Source organism: Kitasatospora sp. HUAS MG31 (genome assembly GCF_040571325.1).
GTDB lineage: Bacteria > Actinomycetota > Actinomycetes > Streptomycetales > Streptomycetaceae > Kitasatospora > Kitasatospora camelliae.
The window spans coordinates 1,440,151-1,459,657 of sequence record NZ_CP159872.1 but is presented as its reverse complement, the minus strand read 5'-3'; the positions used below and the strand labels follow the sequence as shown (position 1 = coordinate 1,459,657).

15 protein-coding genes and 1 riboswitch are annotated in these 19,507 nt (G+C 74.5%); of the genes, 7 read left to right on the top strand and 8 right to left on the bottom strand.

Translation table 11 applies throughout. The features are described from left to right. Positions 1–48: 48 nt before the first annotated feature. On the bottom strand, positions 49–1,461 hold the full coding sequence (locus ABWK59_RS06910; protein ID WP_354638767.1) for an FAD-dependent oxidoreductase: 1,413 nt from the start codon (positions 1,459–1,461) through the stop codon (positions 49–51). Between the two features lie 390 nt (positions 1,462–1,851). On the opposite strand from ABWK59_RS06910, the gene ABWK59_RS06905 reads away from it, so the two are divergent. The 4 genes from ABWK59_RS06905 (at position 1,852) to ABWK59_RS06890 (ending at position 5,528) form a co-directional block, all read left to right on the top strand. Further along, positions 1,852–2,952 (top strand): sugar ABC transporter substrate-binding protein, encoded by a 1,101-nt coding sequence (locus tag ABWK59_RS06905; protein WP_354638765.1) that lies wholly within the window; start codon positions 1,852–1,854, stop codon positions 2,950–2,952. Between the two features lie 58 nt (positions 2,953–3,010). Next, the gene (locus ABWK59_RS06900) at positions 3,011–3,790 is read left to right on the top strand and encodes an ATP-binding cassette domain-containing protein (RefSeq protein WP_420492737.1); all 780 of its coding nucleotides are present in this window, start codon (positions 3,011–3,013) and stop codon (positions 3,788–3,790) included. 59 nt (positions 3,791–3,849) lie between these two features. Beyond that, on the top strand, positions 3,850–5,118 hold the full coding sequence (locus tag ABWK59_RS06895) for a sugar ABC transporter permease (protein ID WP_354644847.1): 1,269 nt from the start codon (positions 3,850–3,852) through the stop codon (positions 5,116–5,118). 200 nt (positions 5,119–5,318) lie between these two features. Next, the gene (locus ABWK59_RS06890; RefSeq protein WP_354638761.1) at positions 5,319–5,528 is read left to right on the top strand and encodes a hypothetical protein; all 210 of its coding nucleotides are present in this window, start codon (positions 5,319–5,321) and stop codon (positions 5,526–5,528) included. A 124-nt stretch (positions 5,529–5,652) separates the two neighbouring features. On the opposite strand, the gene ABWK59_RS06885 is transcribed toward ABWK59_RS06890, so the two are convergent. The 3 genes from ABWK59_RS06885 to ABWK59_RS06875 all read right to left on the bottom strand — a co-directional run bounded on the left by ABWK59_RS06885 (position 5,653) and on the right by ABWK59_RS06875 (position 9,493). Continuing rightward, positions 5,653–6,819, bottom strand: coding sequence for a LysM peptidoglycan-binding domain-containing protein (locus ABWK59_RS06885; protein ID WP_354638759.1), 1,167 nt, complete (start codon positions 6,817–6,819; stop codon positions 5,653–5,655). Then, positions 6,803–6,970: riboswitch (cyclic di-AMP (ydaO/yuaA leader) on the bottom strand. It overlaps the preceding gene by 17 nt. Before the next feature lie 330 nt (positions 6,971–7,300). After that, entirely contained in the window at positions 7,301–8,092 is a 792-nt protein-coding gene (locus ABWK59_RS06880; protein WP_354638757.1) for a putative protein N(5)-glutamine methyltransferase, read from the bottom strand. Between the two features lie 225 nt (positions 8,093–8,317). Continuing rightward, positions 8,318–9,493, bottom strand: a complete 1,176-nt coding sequence (locus ABWK59_RS06875) for a DUF5937 family protein (RefSeq protein ID WP_354638755.1) — start codon at positions 9,491–9,493, stop codon at positions 8,318–8,320. Here ABWK59_RS06875 and ABWK59_RS06870 point away from each other — a divergent pair. After that, positions 9,492–10,025: a tetratricopeptide repeat protein gene (locus tag ABWK59_RS06870; protein ID WP_354638753.1), complete on the top strand. Its 534-nt coding sequence runs from the start codon at positions 9,492–9,494 to the stop codon at positions 10,023–10,025. The two genes, ABWK59_RS06875 and ABWK59_RS06870, sit on opposite strands and share 2 nt — an antisense overlap. A gap of 66 nt (positions 10,026–10,091) precedes the next feature. Here the strand turns inward: ABWK59_RS06870 and ABWK59_RS06865 are convergent, their stop codons facing one another. Then, complete coding sequence (locus tag ABWK59_RS06865; protein WP_354638751.1) at positions 10,092–10,466, bottom strand: DUF488 domain-containing protein; 375 nt, start codon at positions 10,464–10,466, stop codon at positions 10,092–10,094. Positions 10,467–10,663: 197 nt separating this feature from the next. After that, positions 10,664–11,380, bottom strand: coding sequence for a beta-glucanase (locus ABWK59_RS06860; protein WP_420492736.1), 717 nt, complete (start codon positions 11,378–11,380; stop codon positions 10,664–10,666). 478 nt (positions 11,381–11,858) lie between these two features. Between ABWK59_RS06860 and ABWK59_RS06855 the strand changes: the two genes are divergently transcribed. Next, a complete protein-coding gene (locus ABWK59_RS06855) occupies positions 11,859–12,473 on the top strand; it encodes a superoxide dismutase (RefSeq protein WP_354638750.1) in 615 nt (204 codons plus the stop codon). A gap of 591 nt (positions 12,474–13,064) precedes the next feature. Beyond that, positions 13,065–14,360: a branched-chain amino acid ABC transporter substrate-binding protein gene (locus tag ABWK59_RS06850; RefSeq protein WP_354638748.1), complete on the top strand. Its 1,296-nt coding sequence runs from the start codon at positions 13,065–13,067 to the stop codon at positions 14,358–14,360. 406 nt (positions 14,361–14,766) lie between these two features. Here the strand turns inward: ABWK59_RS06850 and ABWK59_RS06845 are convergent, their stop codons facing one another. Further along, on the bottom strand, positions 14,767–17,682 hold the full coding sequence (locus ABWK59_RS06845; RefSeq protein ID WP_354638746.1) for a condensation domain-containing protein: 2,916 nt from the start codon (positions 17,680–17,682) through the stop codon (positions 14,767–14,769). Continuing rightward, the gene (locus tag ABWK59_RS06840; protein ID WP_354638744.1) at positions 17,679–19,505 is read right to left on the bottom strand and encodes a non-ribosomal peptide synthetase; all 1,827 of its coding nucleotides are present in this window, start codon (positions 19,503–19,505) and stop codon (positions 17,679–17,681) included. The genes ABWK59_RS06845 and ABWK59_RS06840 overlap by 4 nt, the downstream gene beginning before the upstream one ends. Positions 19,506–19,507 lie beyond the last annotated feature (2 nt).

The window sequence follows — 19,507 nt, the reverse complement described above, 5'->3', positions numbered from 1 at the left end:
GGGCGTCGGCGGCCATCCTGCCCGCCGTCGCCCACGCCCCGCATCCGGTTATCCCGCCGCCCGGAGGTCCGCGGCCGCGGCGCCCTCGGTCCCGCTCAGGGCGCTGTCCGAGGCGCGCAGCATCCCGGACCGCTCGACCACCTTGACCCGCTCGCGCCCCTCGGCCGCGCCGAGCCCGCGCTCGTACGCGTCGAGCAGCTGCCAGCCCTCCCAGGTGGTGTAGTCGACGTTCCGGCTCTCCAGGTGGGCGACCACCGCGTCCTCGCGCGGATCCTGGGGGGTGAGCAGGCGGCCGGTCCGGTAGTCCTCCACCAGGCAGGCGACGGTCTCGTTGGCGTCGCCCTTGGTGTGGCCGATCAGCCCGATCGGGCCGCGCTTGATCCAGCCGGTGACGTAGGTGGACGGCAGCGGCGTGCCCGCCTCCAGCACCCGGCCGGCCTCGTGCGGGACGGTCCCGCTGATCAGGTCGAACGGGAGCTTGGGCAGCTCGGCCGAGCGGTAGCCGACGGCCCGGTAGACCGCCTGCACGTCCCAGTCGCGCAGCCGCCCGGTGCCGGTGGTGTCGCCGCTGCCGTCGAGTTCGGTCCGCTCGGTGCGCAGGCCCACCACCCGGCCCCCCTCGCCGAGCACCTCCACGGGGGACTCGAAGAAGTGCAGGTAGACCCGGTGCGGGCGGGTGCCGGGGTCGCGGATCGCCCAGTTCTCCAGCGTCGAGGCGACCATGTCGGCCTGCTTGTTGGCCCGCCGGGTGGCGATGCTGCCCTCGTCGTAGTCGATGTCCTCGGGGTCGACGATGACCTCGATGGCGGGGGAGTGGTCGAGCTCGCGCAGCTCCATCGGGCTGAACTTGGCCTGGGCCGGCCCGCGCCGCCCGAAGACGTGCACCTCCACCGCCCGGTTGGCGGCCAGGCCGCGGTGGACGTTCGGTGGGATCTCGGTGGGCAGCAGCTCGTCCGCGGTCTTGGCGAGGATCCGGGCCACGTCCAGGGCGACGTTGCCCACGCCGAGGACGGCGACCTTCTCGGCCTCCAGCGGCCAGGTCCGGGGCACGTCCGGGTGCCCGTCGTACCAGGAGACGAAGTCGGCGGCGCCGTACGAGCCCTCCAGGTCGATGCCGGGTATGCCGAGGTCGCGGTCGGCGTCGGCACCGGTGGAGAAGACCACCGCGTCGTAGAACCGGTGCAGGTCGTCGAGCGACAGGTCGGACGGGTAGTCGACGTTGCCGAACAGCCGGACCTGCGGCTTGTCCAGCACCTGGTGCAGAGCGGTGACGATCCCCTTGATCCGGGGATGGTCGGGGGCGACACCGTAGCGGATCAGACCGAAGGGCGCGGGCAGCCTCTCGAACAGGTCGATGGACACCCCGGGCGTCTCGGCGACCTCGGACTTCATCAGCGCGTCGGCGGCGTAGACGCCGGCGGGGCCGGCTCCGACGATGGCGACCCTGAGGGAGCGGGACATACGGCGGATTCCTTCCTCAGGCGGGCCCGGAGACCCGGTGGGCGACGGAGTCGACATGTCAGCCACCCTCCCTGGAGCCGCCCTCGACCGGTACTCGCGTCCCGGTTATGGACCCATAGCCCCGCCCTATGGGACAGGCGTCCCGGGTGGCCGACCCGGCGGCGGCCGTGTTGCGATCCGGTGCCACCGGTGGCCGCGGACCCCCCCCGCCCCCCACCTCCCGCGCGAGGCCCCCGCCGGGCACGGCGGCCCCGACGCGCCCGCGACACGCCTTGCACGCTGGGCCGCCCCGGGGACCGGCCGACCCGTTCGGCCCAGTCCGGTTAGAGAACTCGCCCGCCGGTGCTCACACTCGGTGACGGGGGCGGATTCAACCTGGAGAGGCATCCCATGAACATCGGTTTTCGCCACCTCGCGGTGACCGCCGTGGCGCTCACGCTCGGACTGGGCATGGCCGCCTGCGGTAGTGCGAAGCAGTCCACCGGCAGCAGCGGCAGCGGTGCCGCCTCCGGCGCGGTCAGGATCGGTCTGCTCCTCCCGGAGACCAAGACGACCCGGTACGAGCAGTTCGACCGTCCGCTGATCGAGGCGAAGATCAAGGAGCTGCTCCCCGGTGCCCAGATCGACTACTACAACGCCAACGAGAACGCCACGACCCAGCAGACCCAGGTCGACACCGCCCTCACCAAGGGCGACAAGGTGCTGATCCTCGACGCGGTCGACTCCAAGTCGATCCAGTCCTCCGTGCAGAAGGCCCACGACGCGGGCGTCAAGGTGGTCGCCTACGACCGCCTGGCCCAGGGCCCGGTGGACTCCTATGTCTCCTTCGACAACCGCCAGGTCGGACGCCTGCAGGGCGAGGCCCTGGTCGCGGCGGTCGGCGACAAGGCCGGCTCCGGCCAGATCATCATGATCAACGGCTCTCCCACCGACCCCAACGCCGCCGAGTTCAAGGCCGGCGCGCACAGCGCGATCGACGGCAAGCTCAAGATCGGCAAGGAGTACGACACCCCCAACTGGGACCCGAACAACGCCAACCAGGAGGCCGCGGCGGCCATCACCGCCATCGGTGCCCCGAACGTCGTCGGCACGTACTCGGCCAACGACGGCATGGCCGCCGGTATCGCCACCGCCCTCAAGGCCGCCAACCTGAGCGTGCCGCTCACCGGCCAGGACGCCCAGCTCGACGCCGTCCAGCGGATCCTCGCCGGCACCCAGACCATGTCCATCTACAAGCCGTACAAGCCCGAGGCCGACGCGGCCGCCGCGATGGCCGTCCAGCTGGCCCAGGGCAAGAACCTGGAGCCCAAGCTCGTCCCCACCACCTCCACCAGCGGTAGCGGGACCTCGGTGCCGTCCAACCTGATCACCCCCGTGGTGCTCACCAAGGACAACATCAAGTCCACCGTGGTCGCCGACGGTCTCTACACCGTCCCGCAGATCTGCACCCCGGACTACGCCGCCGCCTGCACCGCGGCCGGTCTGCAGTAATCCCCGCCGGAGCCGAACCGACCGCCTGGAGGCGGGCCGGGCAAGGGAGTTGGTCGCTGTGACAGGTGAACCCGTACTTGCGTTGCGCGGGGTCTCCAAGCGGTTCGGCGCCGTGCAGGCGCTCACCGACATCGAGTTGGAGGTGCATTCCGGCTCGGTGGTCGCCCTGGTCGGCGACAACGGCGCCGGGAAGTCGACCCTGGTCAAGGCGATCGCCGGGGTCCACCAGCCCGACGAGGGCACCATCGAATGGGACGGGCGGCCGGTGACCATCCACCGGCCGCAGGACGCCCAGCACCTGGGCATCGCCACCGTGTACCAGGACCTCGCGCTCTGCGACAACCTGGACGTGGTCGGCAACCTCTTCCTCGGCCGCGAGCTGAAGCGCTTCTCCGTCCTCGACGAGGTCGGGATGGAGAAGCGCTCCCGCGAGCTGCTGGACACGCTGTCGATCCGCATCCCCAGCGTGCGCATCCCGATCGCCTCGCTCTCCGGCGGCCAGCGCCAGGTCGTCGCCATCGCCCGCGCGCTGATCGGCCGCCCCAAGGTCGTCATGCTCGACGAGCCGACCGCGGCCCTCGGCGTGGAGCAGACCGCCCAGGTCCTCGACCTGGTCGAACGCCTCCGGGACCAGGGCCTCGGCGTGATCCTCATCAGCCACAACATGGCCGACGTCATGGCCGTCGCCGACACCGTCGCGGTGCTCCGGCTCGGCCGCAACAACGGCGTCTTCGCCAAGAGCGACACCAACCAGGAAGAGATCATCTCGGCCATCACCGGCGCCACGGACAATGCCGTGACCCGCCGTCAGGCCCGCGGGACGGAGGGCACCTCGTGACCGACCAGACCCCCGGCGGCAACGGCGAGCACCACCGCCACGCGCTCCCCGAGGACAACATGCCCAAGGGCGGCGTCAACGCCCCCGTACCGGTCGCGGCCTCGGCCACGCCGGCCGTCGACCCCCGGCTGATCGTCCAGCAGGAGGGCGTCAAGGGCTATCTCGGCGAGTTCAGACGCCGGATCACCAGCGGCGAACTCGGCTCCCTGCCCGTGGTCCTCGCCCTGATCGTCATCTGGGCCGTCTTCGGCAGCCTGAACAGCAGCTTCCTCTCCGCGCAGAACCTCTCCAACCTCTCCCAGCAGATCGTCGGCACCGGCATGATCGCCATCGGCGTGGTCTTCGTGCTGCTGCTCGGCGAGATCGACCTGTCGGTCGGCTCGGTCTCCGGCCTGTGCGCCGCGATCTTCGCCGTCATGAACGTCACCAACGGCGTCAACCAGTGGGTCGCCCTGCTCTCCGCCCTCGTCGGCGGCGCCGCGGTCGGCTTCATCCAGGGCTTCTTCTTCGCCAAGGTCGGCGTCCCCGCCTTCGTCGTCACCCTCGCCGGCAACCTCGGCTGGAACGGCCTGATGCTGCAGATCCTGGGCACCTCGGGCACCGTCAACCTGCCCGGCAACGACATCGTCTCCAAGCTCTACACCACCATCTACAGCCAGCAGATCGCCGCCTACGGCGCCGCCCTGATCGGTGTCCTGCTGTTCCTCGGCTCGGCCCTGCTGGACACCCGGCGCCGCCGCGCCGCCGGCGTCCCCTTCCGCACCACCACCGACATCGTGCTGCGCACCGCGGTGGTGGCGATCGTCGCCTTCGTGGTGGCCTACACGCTCAACCAGTACAAGGGCCTGCCGCTGGCCCTCCTGATCTTCCTGATCTTCATCGTGGTACTGGAGTTCATGCTCCGCCGCACCGCGTACGGCCGGGAGATCTTCGCCCTCGGCGGCAACATCGAGGGCGCCCGCCGGGCCGGTATCAACGTGGCCTTCATCCGGATCACGGTCTTCATGATCTGTTCCACCATGGCGGCCGTCGGCGGTCTGTTCAACGCCGGCCAGATCCAGTCCGCCAGCCAGACCTCCGGCGGCGGCAACCTGCTGATGAACGCCATCGCGGCGGCCGTCATCGGGGGCACCAGCCTCTTCGGCGGACGCGGCTCGGTGTGGTCGGCGCTGCTCGGCGCGCTGGTGATCGGCTCGATCCAGTCCGGCATGAACATCGAGGGTCTCAGCAACGCCATCCAGTTCATGATCACCGGTGCGGTGCTGCTCGCCGCCGTGGTCATCGACTCGCTGGCCCGCCGGACCCAGAAGGCCGCCGGCCGCGCCTAGCCCGGCGCCCGCGGCCCGTGGAGGCCGCCTCCCAGCCCACCGGGGCCGGGAGGCGGCCTCCGGCGCGGACTGAGGCCGGTGGGGTGAACGGCGGCGCGCGCGCCGGTGGGGGAGTGAACGGAGGGAAAATACCGGCGATCACGGGCCAGTGGGGCGTATGGTCATGAACTTCCCGAGGGGGAGAGGAGGTTCAGCGGATCATGGGATTCTTCCGAGACACCCCGCCCACCGAGCACCCGGACTACACCCAGCTGCGCTTCATGGCCGCCGGTACGCCGTCCTGGTGGAAGCGTAACCGGCACAAGGTGCTGGCCGTCGGCGGCCTGCTCGCGGGCCTGTGGCTGGCCGGCCACACCGACGCCGACCCCGCCACCTGCGCACCGACCGGGGCCAGCGTCAGCACCCGCTGACCCCGGCCGCGCCGGGTCGCACGGCGACGGGACCGGGTGGGGCGGCGGCGGGACGTGCGACGGCCGGGGCGGTCGCCGACGGTTCCGTTCCGTCGTCGTCCGCCCCGGCCGGGGTGACGTTGGCTCAGCCCAGGTCGAGGACCTGGCCCGGGACGATCAGGTCCGGGTTCTGGCCCACCACCTGCTGGTTCTGCTCGTACAGCTTGGTCCAGCCGCCGTGCACCTTCTGGTCGGCGGCGATGCCCGACAGGGTGTCGCCGTGGTGCACGGTGTACGCCTGCGGGGCGGCCGGCTGGGCCGCGGCGGGCTGGGCGGCCGCCGGCTGCTCGGCGGTCTGCGGGGCCGGGGTCTGCGGGGCCTGGCTCTGCGGCGCGGCACTCTCCGGCAGGACCGGCGAGGGCGCGGTGGTCTGCGGGCCGGGCTGGCCGGCCGGAGTGTGCGACAGCGCGGAGGCGCTGTGGTCCTGGTTGTCGGCCCCCTGGGCGTCGGCGCCCTGGGAGTCGCCGTCCTGGCCGGTCGCCTTGCCGTGCGGCGCGGCGCCGTCGGCGGACGCCTGGGCCTGAGCGGTGGCCGGCGCGGTGGTGGCGGCCGGGTCGCCGGTGGCGGCGTCGGTCGGTGCGGTGGTCTGCGGGACCTGGGCGGCGGTCTGCTCGACGAGGCGCTGCTGGTAGATGTCCTCGTGGCTGGTCCAGTACCAGTGGCCGTCCTCCAGGTACCAGTACACGCCGGACTTCGCGTCCCAGCCGCCCTGGCCCGGGAAGACCGGCACGGCCGGCTTGTCCGGGGTCTGCGGGGTGCCGTCCGGGGCGCTGTTGACGCTGGCCACGCCCTTGTTTCCCTTGAGCGAACCGGAGCCGGTGGCCGGGTCGTTGGTGTCCTCCTCGCCCGGCTTACCGCCCTGGGTCAGGTGGGCCTTCAGCCCGCAGTCCGACCAGGCCTCGGCACCCTCGGCGGCGAGCACCCGCTCGGCGACCGCGATCTGCTGGCTCTTGGTGGCCAGGTCGGCGCGGGCCGCGTACTGGGTGCCGCCGTAGGACTCCCAGGACTTGGTGGTGAGCTGGAGGCCGCCGAAGTAGCCGTCCCCCTTGTTGAGGGTCCAGTCCCCGCCGCTGGCGCAGTCCGCGACCTTGTCCCAGGTGTGTACCGGCGCGGCGTGGGCGCCGGAGACCGCCAGTAGCGGCAACGCGAGGCCGACCCCGGTGACCCCGGCGACGGCGATGGCCTTCTCGGCCTGGGTCTTGCGGCGGTGGCGGCCCGAACCCGTGAAGAGCACGACGATCCCTCTCCGCACGCCTGCGAGGTGAGCTGTCGGGTTCGGACCGGGAGGTGGCCCGGCCGCCCGGGGCGCGGATGCCCGCGCGGGCGGCTTCACCCCAAGCCGTCGAAGACGGCGTCGTACTTGGGTCCCCCACCCCTGTCCAAGGTCTGGTCGGATTCCCGGAGGCGCGGCGGACAGGGCTCGGCGTTCCGCGCACGGGGCCCGCGTCAGCGGGCTGGCAGGAGCCTAGACAGTTCGGGTGACTAATCACAAGCTCATACCGCCCACATCACGGTCCCGTCACGGGCCAAGACGCGACCGTCGTTCACAAACCACAGCCTCCCGTCGGCGCCGCTGCGGGAGTGTGGCGCCGAAGTGAAAAGATCGTGGTGGTGCGGACGCGGTTCGAACCGGGCCCGGACGGGGGCCGGACGAGGGCCGGACGGGGCTGCCGGGCGGGCCTGTCGTGGACATTTCCGCAGGTGCGTCGGGGACGCGGGCGCCACGCCGGGCGCTACGCCGGGAGGCCGCCGACCACCACGGTGGCGTCCAGGTCGGGGCAGGCGGCGACCCGGGGCTCCAGGCCGTACCGGGTGAAGGCCGCGACCGTGTCCGGGGCCTGCCGGCCGCTGGTCTCGATCAGCAGCCGGCCGCCCGGCGCCAGCCACTCCCGGGCGGAGGCGACCACCTGGCGCTGCACGTCCAGGCCGTCCGCCCCGCCGTCCAGGGCGACCAGCGGCTCGTGGTCGCGGGCCTCCGGCGGCAGCAGGCCGATCTCGCCGCTGGGCACGTACGGCGCGTTGGCCACCAGGACGTCGACCCGCCCGCGCAGGGCCCGGGGCAGCGCCGCGTAGAGGTCGCCCCGGTACACCCGGCCGCCGTACGGCGCCACGTTGCGGGCCGCGCAGGCGACGGCGGCCGCTTCCACGTCGGCTGCGTGCAGTTCGACCGGGCCGAGGGCCGCGGCCAGCGCGGCACCCACCGCACCCGAGCCGCAGCACAGGTCCACCACCACCGCCCCCGGCCGGGCAGCGGCCGCCGCCTCGCGGACCAGGAACTCGGTACGGCGCCGGGGCACGAACACCCCGGGCTCGACGGCGATCCGCAGACCGCAGAACTCGGCGAAGCCGACGACCTGTTCCAGCGGGAAGCCGGCCGAGCGGCGCTCGACCATGGCGGCGAGGTCGGCGGGCGTCCGGGCGGCCGCGGCGATCAGGCCCGCCTCCTCCTCGGCGAACACACAGCCGGCGGCGCGGAGACGGGAGACGAGGTCGGAGCGGAGGGAAGGGGAGAGGGAGAGGGGCACGGGAGCCTTTCGGAGAACATCCGGTGCTCTCCCCGCACCTCCCGCCCGGCGCCCGGCTAGGCCGTGACGGCGGCGGGGACGCGCGGGGGGAGCACCCGGCCTGCAACTGCGGTAATGGGTCTCACCTCCTGGGTCGCGTCCTGCGTGGGGTTTCACAGTACACGAGCGGATGATCGGGGCGGCCGGGCTCGGGGCTCCCCGGGCTTCGTTCGGACGGACGTGGCGTCAGGTGGCCCGGGCGGCGAGGGCGTCGCCGAGGGGGGTGCGGTGGTAGCGGACCTCGTGGCGGTGGCGGTCCCCCTGGACGAGGCCGGAGTCGCGCAGCACGCCGAGGTGTTCGGAGACCGTGCCCGCCGCCAGCGCGTACCGGTGGGCCAGGGCGGTGGTGGTGGCGGGTTCGGTCATGCCGAGCAGCAGGGTCGCCCGGGTGCGGCCGACCAGGCGGGCGAGCGCCCGGCCGCCGTGGCCCCCGGCCGGCTGCCAGAGGTTGCCCAGACCGCGGGCCGGATAGACCAGGGTGGGCTGCCAGGGCCGGTCGAGGACCACGATCACCTGGTCCCACTTGAACGCGCTGGGCATCAGCACCAGCCCCTCGCCGTCCAGGTCGCGATGCTCGGCGTCGCCGCGCTCCCGGGTCAGCAGGTTGTCCTGGAACCGCACGGTCGGGTGCAGTTCGGCGAACAGCCGGTCCAGGCCGCCCTCGGCCAGCCGGCGGCTCTGATGACCGATGTCGGCGTCCAGCAGCGCCCGGACCTGCGGCCAGTACGGCTCGACCAGGACCGCCCAGGAGTCCGCGACCAGCCGGGTGAGCAGGGCCAGGACCTCGGCGGGGTCGCCCAGCAGCCGCCGTCCGGTGGCGGTCCGGGACGCGCCCGGGGTGTCGGCCAGGGAGCGCCGGATCTCCTCGTGCGCCTGCGCGGGGTCGGTGGCCGCGATCCGGGCCAGGTCCTCCTCGAACCGGTCCGTCGGGCCGGCGGGCGGCGGGGCCAGGAAGTCCGGGGTGTAGCCGCGGCGGGGCTGGAGCAGCGTCAGCGGCCGCAGGTCCAGGGCGTGCAGCCGGGGCCGGACCGCCTCCAGCCAGCGGCGGTGGTGGCCGGGCGGCTGCGGACCGGTGGCCACCCGGACGGCGGAAAGGGTCTCGAACGCCGGGGAGAGGGCGAACCGGCACCGGCGCAGGTCGGTCGGGCCGAAGCGGAGGGTGACGGGGATGGCGGCCTCCCTGGCGGTCCTGTCGACAGTGCGGAGATGGTCCTCCGAGGACGGTGATTCGGGGATGGCCGAATCACTCGCGGCGAGGCTAGCAGCGCGGCCACGATGGCGGAGCCGCGGCGCGAGGGGCGCGGCGGCGGCCGCGGGCGACGGGCCCGCGCGCACCACAGGGGAGAGGAGCGGGCCGGTCATGAGCGGACCGAACGAGCAGCGGACGCGAACCGAGTACGACGAGGCGTGGGAGCGCCGCAACCTGGAGCTGTGGGGCTCGCTGGACGAGCTGCCCGAGGAGGAGTTCATCGCCCGGATGGACGCGCTCACCGCGGAACTCCCCGAGGGCCACCCGGTCGCCCTGTTCGAGCGGGCCGCCGCCCGCGACTCCACCGGGTACAGCGACCTCGCCGTCCCGCTCTACCGGGAGGCGCTCAAGGGCGAACTGCCGGGGGAGCGGCGCCGGCGGGCCGTCATCCAGATGGCCAGCTCCCTGCGCAACCTCGGCGAGGCCGAGCAGAGCGTCGCCCTGCTCCGCGCGGAACGCGAACGCGGCTCGGACCACCTGGACGACGCCGTGAGCGCCACCCTGGCCCTGGCCCTGGCCGACACCGGCCGCGAACGCGAGGCCGTCTCGGTGGCCGTGGCCGCCCTCGCGCCGCACCTGCCGCGCTACCAGCGGTCGATGGCCAACTACGCCCGGCTGCTGATCGCGCCGGAGGAGGAGCACTGAGCACCGCCGTCCGGCCGTGACGGTGGATCGCGGTGGGCGTCCTCGAGGTGGCTCGGAGGGGGCAGGTCACCCCGTCAGGAGGTCGTGGAGGACGGCGGCGTGGCTGGTGGTGGGGTCCTTGGCGGCGGTGAGGAGGGTGAGGGGGGTGCCGGTGCGGGCGAGGGTGCGGAGGGTGTCGAGGGCCTCGGCGGCGTCGGGGTGGGTGAGTTCGGCGAGGTAGCGGGTGCGGAACTCGGCGGGGTCGCCCTCGGGGCCGTGGTACCAGCGGCGGAGGTCGGTGGAGGGGGCGAGCGGCTTGGGCCACTCGTCGATGCGGGCGTCGGCCTTGGTGAGGCCGCGGGGCCAGAGGCGGTCGACGAGGACCCGGGTGCCGTCCGCCGGCTCGGGCGGGTCGTAGACGCGGCGGAGGCGGACGTGCGGGGCGGCGGCGGGCGGTGTCATGGCGTCAGACTGGCGGCCGTACGGGTCGTCGGGCAACGTGGCGCGCGGGCCGGTGGGGACGGTCCCTCGGGCAGACGGTGGCGGGTGCGAGCCTCGGCGCGGTGACGGCCGGGGCTTCCTGTTCTCCCGAGGGGGCGGCAGGGGCGGGAGGGAGGTGTGCCCTCGACCAGCCCCTGGCGGTGGTGATCCGGTGGCCTTCAGGGGCGGGTGACGGTGAGGGAGTGGCAGGTCCAGGAGAGGGGGTCGGTGCCGGTGGGCTTGGGGTGGTACGTGCCGTCGCTGACCGAGAGGTTGACGATCAGGTAGGCGTGCCAGAAGGGGCCGACGCCTCGGCCGTCCGCGTGGGCCAGGGTCCCGTTGACCGACCAGCGGACCGAGCGGGAGCCGAACTCCACGGTCAGGTTGACGGTGGCCCCCGGGGCGACGGCGCCGGTCGGGTCGGTCCAGTAGCGGTAGCCGCCGCGGACGTGGTTGGAGAACTCCAGCAGCGACGGGTGGTCCGGGTGGTACTCGAAGGCGTCGATCTCGTTGCCGCCGTCCCGCCAGGTCCAGATGGCCGGCCAGGCGCCCGCCCCGGTGGGGAGGGTGATCCGGGCCCGCAGGACGTCCCCGGTGCGCAGTTGGAAGCCGCCCGGGCTGTTCTCGGTGGTCAGCAGGTCGGTGTCCCAGAGCCCGTCCGGGCGGTGGACGGCGGTGAACTTCCCGCCCGGACAGTACCGGGGCGTCAGGTGGTCGAGCTTGTGGTCGCCCCGGTTGGTGGGCCCCATCCCGGGGTAGGCGCTTGACCGCCCCGCCACCCACTGCTGCGGCGAGTCGAACGCCGCCTCGAAGACCACACGCCCGGCCGCGAGTTGAGCCGCCCCGCCGCCGCTGCCGCGCCAGAGCGAGGCCAGACCGTTGAACCAGTTCCGCACTGTTCCTCCCCGGATTCGATTCGCATACGTCTGCTGTGCCCGCGAACCGGTGAGCGGAAGCCTTCGTTCCGGCGTCGATTCGCCCGTCGGTGACGCCGTCTGACGGGTGGTGGGGGAAGTGCTTGGTGGGGTGCCGGGGAACCGTTCCGACCGGCACGGATGTGCGGTTCGTGGACGTGTGGACGAATGTGCGGCGGATCGCGCCGGACGGGGAATTCCGCGCGGGCCGGGGCGTGGCGCCGGGAAGGCCCGGAAACCCCGAGGCGTGGCAGGAGGTGGGCGGGGCCGGCCGTGCGTCCCGGCGGGCGCCGGTTGGGAAGACGATCGTCGGCGGGAAGGGCGGGCGCCCAGCACTGCTGACCGACCAGCCCCGCGCAGCTCATGCTGAAGCAAGTCTTTGTCTATTGCAAGTCATGCGCAATAGTGTGGTCCCGTCACGATCACCACGATCACCACGACGGAAAGGGTCCGCGTCCCGATGGGCACCTACTCGCTTCCCGACCTCCCGTACGACTACTCGGCGCTGGAGCGCGCCATGTCCGCGGAGATCCTGGAGCTGCACCACTCCAAGCACCACGCCGCCTACGTGAAGGGCGCCAACGACACCGTCGAGCAGCTCGCCGAGGCCCGCGCCAAGGAGCAGTTCGGCGGGCTGGTCGGCCTGCAGAAGACGCTGGCCTTCCACCTGTCCGGCCACGTCCTGCACTCGCTGTTCTGGCAGAACCTCTCCCCGGAGGGCGGCGACCGCCCCGAGGGCGCCCTCGCCGACGCGATCGAGGAGCACCTCGGCGGCTTCGAGACCTTCCGGAAGCAGCTCACCGCCGCCACCGTCGGCGTCCAGGGCTCGGGGTGGGGCATCCTCTCCTGGGAGCCGCTCGGCCGCCGCCTGATCGTCGAGCAGGTCTACGACCACCACGGCAACGTCGGCCAGGGCACCGCCCCGCTGCTCGCCTTCGACGCCTGGGAGCACGCGTACTACCTGCAGTACCGCAACGTCCGCCCGGACTACGTCGAGCGACTGTGGGACGTGGTCAACTGGCAGGACGTCTCGGCCCGATTCGCCACCGCCACCGCCACCCCCGCCGCCGGCTGACCCGAGCACCCCTTTCGGTCGGGCGGCGGGCGGGCGACCCGGAATCCGGACGGGCCGCTCCGGAGTCCGAACCGCCTGCCCGGGGCGGGAGTTCACGCCGACCACCGCACCGGGGCCCGTCCCGGCGCACCGACCCGGCCCGAGGCCGCCTCCGCATCACCGCGGAGGCGGCCTCGACCGCTTCACGGACCCGCCCCGCGGCGGTGCCGGCCCGTTCGTACCGGCGCCGACCGGCACTGACCGGCCCGAACCGGCGTACCCGGGAACGGTCGTGCACGGTCACATAACGCCTGCGCACCACCATCGAAGAGGCCGGACGAATCCGTTGACGCTCCGCGCGCGACGCGGTTAGGGTCCCACCCCATGGACGCCGACCCTCCGGTCGGTCGGGGATCCGGCGCCGCCGGCCCCCGCCCACCCCGGCGTCCGTCAGCTCCGCCCGGGCAGGACTCAGCGAAGACCGCCCGTCCAGACAACCCTCCCCTCCTGTCACGAATCCGCGCGAGGCCGCGGTTGTCGCCGTACGCCGATCCGCTGCGACCCGGAGCGGCCCGGCGCGTCAGAGGGACCCGCTCTGCAAGGGATGGACCGTTGACCAGATTCCCGCTGCCCGGACCGGCCGACCAGGCCCCGGAGGCGACCGAGGCACCCGCCCCGGCGAGACCTGCCAGAGCCGTGGCCGGCCGCCTGCCCCTCCTGGGCCTGGCGTGCGTGCTGCTGCTGTCCGGCTGCTCCTCCGCCGGACTGGGCTCCGGGACCACCACCCTCACCATCGGCCTCGACGCCCCGCTGACCGGCAAACTCGCCGACCTCGGCCAGGGCATCAAGCACTCGGCCGAACTCGCCGTCGCCAAGGCCAACGAGAAGAACACCGTGCCCGGCGTGCGCTTCGTCCTCGACGCCAAGGACGACCAGGGCGACGAGCAGATCGCCAAGTCCAACGGCGAGGCCTTCGTGGCCGACTCCAAGGTCGTCGGCGTGATCGGCCCGCTCACCTCCTCCGGCGCGCTCACCATGGCCCCCGTGCTCTCCGCGGCCAACCTCGCCGAGATCTCCCCGTCCAACACCTCACCCGCGCTGACCTGGGGCGCCGACTACCGGGCCAACGGCAAGAAGCGCCAGTACGCCACCTACTTCCGCACCGTGACCACCGACGCCGTCCAGGGCCCGCTGCTCGCCAAGTACGCCCGCAGCCGGCTGAACGCCGCCAAGGCCGTGGTGGTCAGCGACACCAAGGCGTACGGCACCAACCTGGCCGCGGAGTTCGCCGGCGCCTTCGAGGAGGTCGGCGGCAAGGTGGTGCTGAGGGCCACCATCGAGCCCGGCACCACCAACTTCTCCAAGCTGGTCGCCCAGATCGCCGCCGCCAAGCCCGACATCGTCTACTACGGCGGCGAGCACCCCGAGGGCGGTCCGCTCTCCGCCCAGCTCAAGGCCGCCGGCGTGAAGGCCCCGGTGGCGGGCGGCGACGGTCTGCACACCGACGGGTACGTGAAGGCCGCGGGCGCCAACTCCAACGGCGACATCGCCAGCCAGCCCGGCATCTCGGTGGAGGGCCTCGCCTCCGCCTTCACCTTCCTCGACAACTACAAGGCCGCCGGCCACCAGGAGGAGCCCGGCCCGTTCGGCCCGTACTCCTACGACTCCACCTGGGCCCTGATCGAGGCGGTCGGCCGGGCCCGGCAGAGCGACGGCGCCAACCTCACCGGCGGGGAGCTGCGGAAGGCCGTCTCCAAGGCGCTGCAGGACGTGAGCTTCTTCGGGGTGACCGGCGACGTCTCCTTCGACGAGTTCGGCGACACCCGCAACCAGGTCGCCTCCATCTACCAGGTCCAGAAGGGCGGTTGGGCGGCGATCGTGCCGTTCGGCCGACTCCGCGACTTCTGATCCGCCGGGCGGGCCGGGGCCGGGTGCGGCCCTCGCGCGACCGTTTGACAGGGCCGTGAGGGGTGCAGAGGATCGGAGAGAGGGAGCCGGTAGCGGGCGGAGACGGAGATGGACCAGCGATCCGAGCGGTCGGGGTGAGACCCGATGCGACCGCCCGTCCCGGCAGCCCCCAACAGGACCTGCAGCGCCTCGCCGCACTCGGTCTGGGCCGGGCGGGACGGACGCGGGAGCAGGGCTCCGCGGCGGCCGGAACAGGTGGTGCGGCGACCGGTGAGGATGTCCGGGCGGTGGTGCCGCTACCGGGACCGGTGAAGGACTGACCGGGCGTCAACCGTGCCCGGGTGAACGGCCGCCGGCAGGGGCGTGTGAGGTCACACGCCCCTGCCGCCCGTGTCGCCCCGGAGGGTCACCTCGTCATGGTGGCCAGGGTGGTGGGCCAGGACTCGGTGGGTTCGGGGTGGAGATGGGGAGCGAGCGTGGGCGAGGGGTAGTGCCACGGTCGGCGGAGGTCGGGGTCGGCCGTGGCGGTGAGGTGGACCGGGCTGATGGAGCGGAGGAGACGGACCAGTTCGGCGGCGAAGTCGGGCCAGGCGACGTGCCCGGTCACCGCGTTCAGCACCTGACCGGCGCCCGGGCCCCCGGCCGTCGCACAGGCGGCCACCGCCCGCGCCAGCGCGGCGGAGTGCACCCACGCCGCCCCGTACCACTCCTGCCCGTCGGCCACCGGGTCCGGTAGCGCGAGGGGGTGCCCGGCCAGCGCCGCCTGGTAGAGCGCGCCGGTGGAGCCCCAGCGGAGCTGCTCCCGCAGCCGGCGGTGCGGGCCCCAGACGATCGGCGAGCGGACCACCACTCCCGCGCCCCGGCCGCCGGTGCCGGCGGCGTCCAGCAGGATCCGCTCGCAGTCCAGCTTGGCCCGCCCGTACGGGCTGACCGGACCCTCGGCCGCCGCGCCCTCGGGGACCTCGGTGGCGGCGGGCTGCCCGTAGGCGTCGACGCTGCTGACGAAGACGAACCGGCCGCCGCCGCGCCAGCCGTCGACCAGCGCCCGCATGGCGGCCACGTCGACCTGGTGCTCGGTGAAGGTGCAGGCGGCGTGGATCACGCTGTCCACGCCGGCCACCGCGCGGCGCAGGCCCTCCGGGTCGGCGAGGTCGCCCTCGACCACCTCGACGCCGTCCAGCGAGACCAGGTGCGCGGACTCGGGCCTGGCCAGGGCGCGGACCGGCCGGCCCTGGGCCATCAGCTCCTGGAGGACGGCGGCGCCGACCCCGCCGGTCGCCCCGGTGACCAGCACGGTCCCCTCCCGGACGGCCGCGGCCGTCGCACCCGTACGGGACCGGCCGGGACGGGAGCCGGGACGCGTGGCGGCGTCCCGTTCGGCGCGCCGGGCGTCCAGCAGGGCGGCGAGGGCGCGCGGGGTGCGCTGTTCCAGGACGTCCAGGCCGGTGAGCGGCAGGCCGGTGCGGATCCGCAGCCGTTCGGCGAGCTGGACGGCGACCAGCGAGTGCCCGCCGAGGACGAAGAAGTCGCCGTCCGGCTCGGGACGGCTGCCGAGCAGTTCGCCGAAGGCGGTCCGGACCGCCTCCAGCGGCCCGGGCACCGGTGCGGTCCTGCGGGCGCCGCCGGGCAGCCGGGCGGGGTCGAGCTCCCCGGACGGGGTGCGGGGCACGGCGTCCAGCAGGGTGACGGCGGCGGGCAGCCGGTCGGCGGGCAGGCGGCGGCGGAGCGCGGCCCGCAGTTCCAGGCCGCCGGGACCGCCCGGGCCGCGGAGCACCGCGTACGCCAGCAGCGGCCCGCCCTCGGTCTCGGCGACGGCGGCGTCGGCCACCCGGGGGTCGGCGAGCAGCAGGGCCACGGCAGGATGCTCGGCCGGGGCGGACACGTCGGCCGGGGTGGACGGTACGGCGTCCAGCCGTCGGCCGGGCAGTCGGGAGAGCGGGGCGGAGGCGTCCCCGGCCACGGCGGTGAGCAGGGCGGCGAAGGCGTCCAGCAGCCGGCGGGCGACGGGTTCGGCGAGGGCGTCCGCGTCGTGCTGGACCAGGCAGCGCGGCCGGGGGCCGTCCTCCACCAGCAGGGCCAGGCCGAACTTGGCGAGCCCGAGGTCCACCTCCACGGCCTCGGCCGCGAGCCCGGGCAGGGCGACGGCGCCGACCGGCTGGACCAGGTCACAGCTGACCGCCGTCAGCGGGCTGCCGTCCGCGGCCCGGGACCCGGCCCCGAGACGCTCGACGACCAGGTCGAACGGCACCTCGTGGTACCGCTGCGCGCCGAGCAGCGCGGCCCGGACCCGGGCGAGGACCTCGGTGAACTCCGGGTCGCCGGGCAGCTCGGCCCGGATCGGCAGGGTGTTGACGTTGAGGCCGACCATCCGGCGCAGGTCGGGCCGTCCGCGGTGGCCGCTGGCGCAGCCGACGGTGAGGTCCGGCTCGCCGGTGGCGAGGCGCAGGGTGGCGAAGGCGGCGGCGAGGACGACGGTGAACAGGGTTGCGCCGTGCGCGGTCCCCAGCCGGCGCAGGCCGTCCAGGGTGTCGGTGGTCAGCGGGGCGTGGTGCAGGACGGCGGTGCGGGCGCGCGGCCCGGGCGGGAGCGGGCGCAGCAGCGGGAGGGGCCGGGCGCCGGCGAGTTCGGCGGCCCGGGTGTCGGCCGCGGCGGCGAGTTCGGCGTCCCGGCCGCGCTCCCACCGGGCGAAGTCGGCGTAGCCGGGGCCGGCCGGCGGCAGGTCGGGCCGCTCGCCGGTGCGTGCGGCGGCGTACAGCGCGGCGAGGTCGGCGGTGAGGTGGGGGAGGGAGCCGCCGTCCACCGCGATGTGGTGCAGGGTCAGCAGCAGGGTGTGGTCCTCGGCGGTGTGCCGCAGCAGCAGGGCGCGCAGCACCGGCCCGGCGGCCAGGTCGAAGGGCCGGGCGGCCTCGGTGTGCAGCAGGCCGGGCGCCGCCTCGGGGGCCGCGTCCACCACGGGCAGCGGGACGGGCCGGACCGGGTGGGGTTCCTGGTGGGGCGGGGCGTCGCCGTGCTGCCCGTAGCGGGTGCGCAGGATCGGGTGGCGCCCGGTCAGCGCGGTCAGGGCGTCGGCCAGCGCGGCCGGGTCGAGCGGGCCGCGCAGCCGGGTGGCGACCGGGACGTTGTACAGGGCGCCGCCCTGGCCGAGGCGGTCCATCAGCCACATCCGCTGCTGGGCGTGGGAGAGCGGGGCCGGGCCCTCACCGGTGGTGGGGATCGGACGTGGGCGGGCGGAGCCGTCGCGTCCGGCGGCGGCCCGCCGCCGGGCCAGGCGCAGCAGCTCGGCCTGGTCGACGGCGCCGGGCGGCGGGGTGGTGCCGGTCATCGGGCGGCCTCCGCGGTGGCGGCGAGCAGGGCGCTCTCGACCAGGGCGGCCTGGGCGGCGACGGTCGGGTGGTCGAGGAACTCGGCGAGCGACAGTTCCACGCCCAGCTCCTCGCGGAGGTCGTCCACCACCCACATGGCGAGCAGCGAGTGCCCGCCCTCGGCGAGGAAGTCGGCCTCCGGGTCGGTGACCGGGCGTTCCAGCGCCCGGGACCAGACGGCGGCCACGGCCTGCTGCACGGGCGTCAGCCCGGCGGGGGCGTCGGACGGGCCGGCGGCGGCCGGGGCGGCGGGCTCCTCGGCGAGGGCGCGCCGGTCCACCTTGCCGGTGCCGGTGAGCGGCAGGGAGGTCAGCAGGGTCCAGGCGGTGGGCACCAGGTGGGCGGGCAGCCGGTCGGCGAGGGCGCGGCGGAGCGTCTCGGCGGTGGGCCGGCGGTCCTCGGCGGGGACGACGAAGGCGGCCAGGGCGGCGTCCTCCCGCCCGGGTCCGCGGACCACCACCGCGGCCTCGGCGACCTCGGGCAGGCCACGCAGGGCGTGCTCCACCTCGCCGGGCTCGATCCGGAAGCCGCGGACCTTGACCTGGTCGTCGACCCGGCCGTGGAAGGCCAGCGTGCCGTCCGGCCGGTGGGAGACCACGTCGCCGCTGCGGTACATCCGGCCGGCCCCGGGCAGGACCCGGAACCGGTCGGCGGTCAGCTCGGGCTGTCCGAGGTAGCCGAGGGCCAGCCGGCTGCCGCCGATCCACAGCTCGCCGCGCTCGCCGGGTGCCACCGGCCGATGGTGCTCGTCCAGGACCAGCACCCGCGCCCCGCCGAACGGCCGGCCGATCGGCGGCGGGCCCGCGCAGTCCGCCGGGCGGACCCGGTGCAGGGTGGTGAAGGTGGTGCCCTCGGTCGGCCCGTACCCGTTGACCAGGTGCAGCCAGGGGAAGGCCCGCAGGACGGCCGCCGCGTGGTCGGCGGAGAGCGTCTCGCCGCCGACCACCACGGTCCGCAGCAGGCCGAAGACCGGGGAGCGGCGGGCCGCCAGGTGGTGGAACAGGGCGGTGGTGAGGAAGGCGCAGGTCACGCCCAACTGCTCGACGTCCCGGGCGAGTTCCCCGGCGGTCGGCCGGTCGGCGGTGGAGACGGCCACCGCGGCGCCCCGGGTCAGCGGGGCCCACAGCTCGAAGGTGGAGGCGTCGAAGGCGACCGGGGAGTGGAACAGCATCCGGTCGCCCGGGTGGAGGACGATCCCGTCCGCGGCGGTCACCAGGTCGGCGACCGCGCCGTGCGGGACCGCGACGCCCTTGGGGCGGCCGGTGGACCCGGAGGTGTACAGCACCAGCGCCGGGGAGTCGGCGCCGCACGGGTACGGCGCGGCGGCGGTCCCGGTCGGCGGTCCGGCCGGGTCGTCCTCGGCCAGCACCAGCGTCCGGTCGCCGGGCAGGCCGGCCTCGGCCAGCAGCGCCTTGTCGCCGAGGGTGAGGAGCACCCCGGCGTCCTCGATCATGGCGGTGGTCCGGGCCCGCGGGTAGGCCGGGTCGAGCGGCACGGTGTGGGCACCGGCCCACCAGACGGCGAGCTGGGCGACGACCAGGCGGGCGGACCGGGCCGCGAGCAGCCCGACGGCGCTGCCCGGTCCGACTCCGCGGTCGGCCAGCTCGGCCGCCAACGTCGAGGCGGCGGCGACCAGTTCACGGTAGGTCAGGTGGGTGGAGCCGTCGGTCACGGCGAGGGCGTCGGGCCGCTGCTCGGCCTGGCGGGCGACCAGCGCGGGGACGGCGGCGTACGAGCGGGCGGTGGTGGGGAAGGGCGGCAGCGAGTCGGCTGCGGTGGGCATGG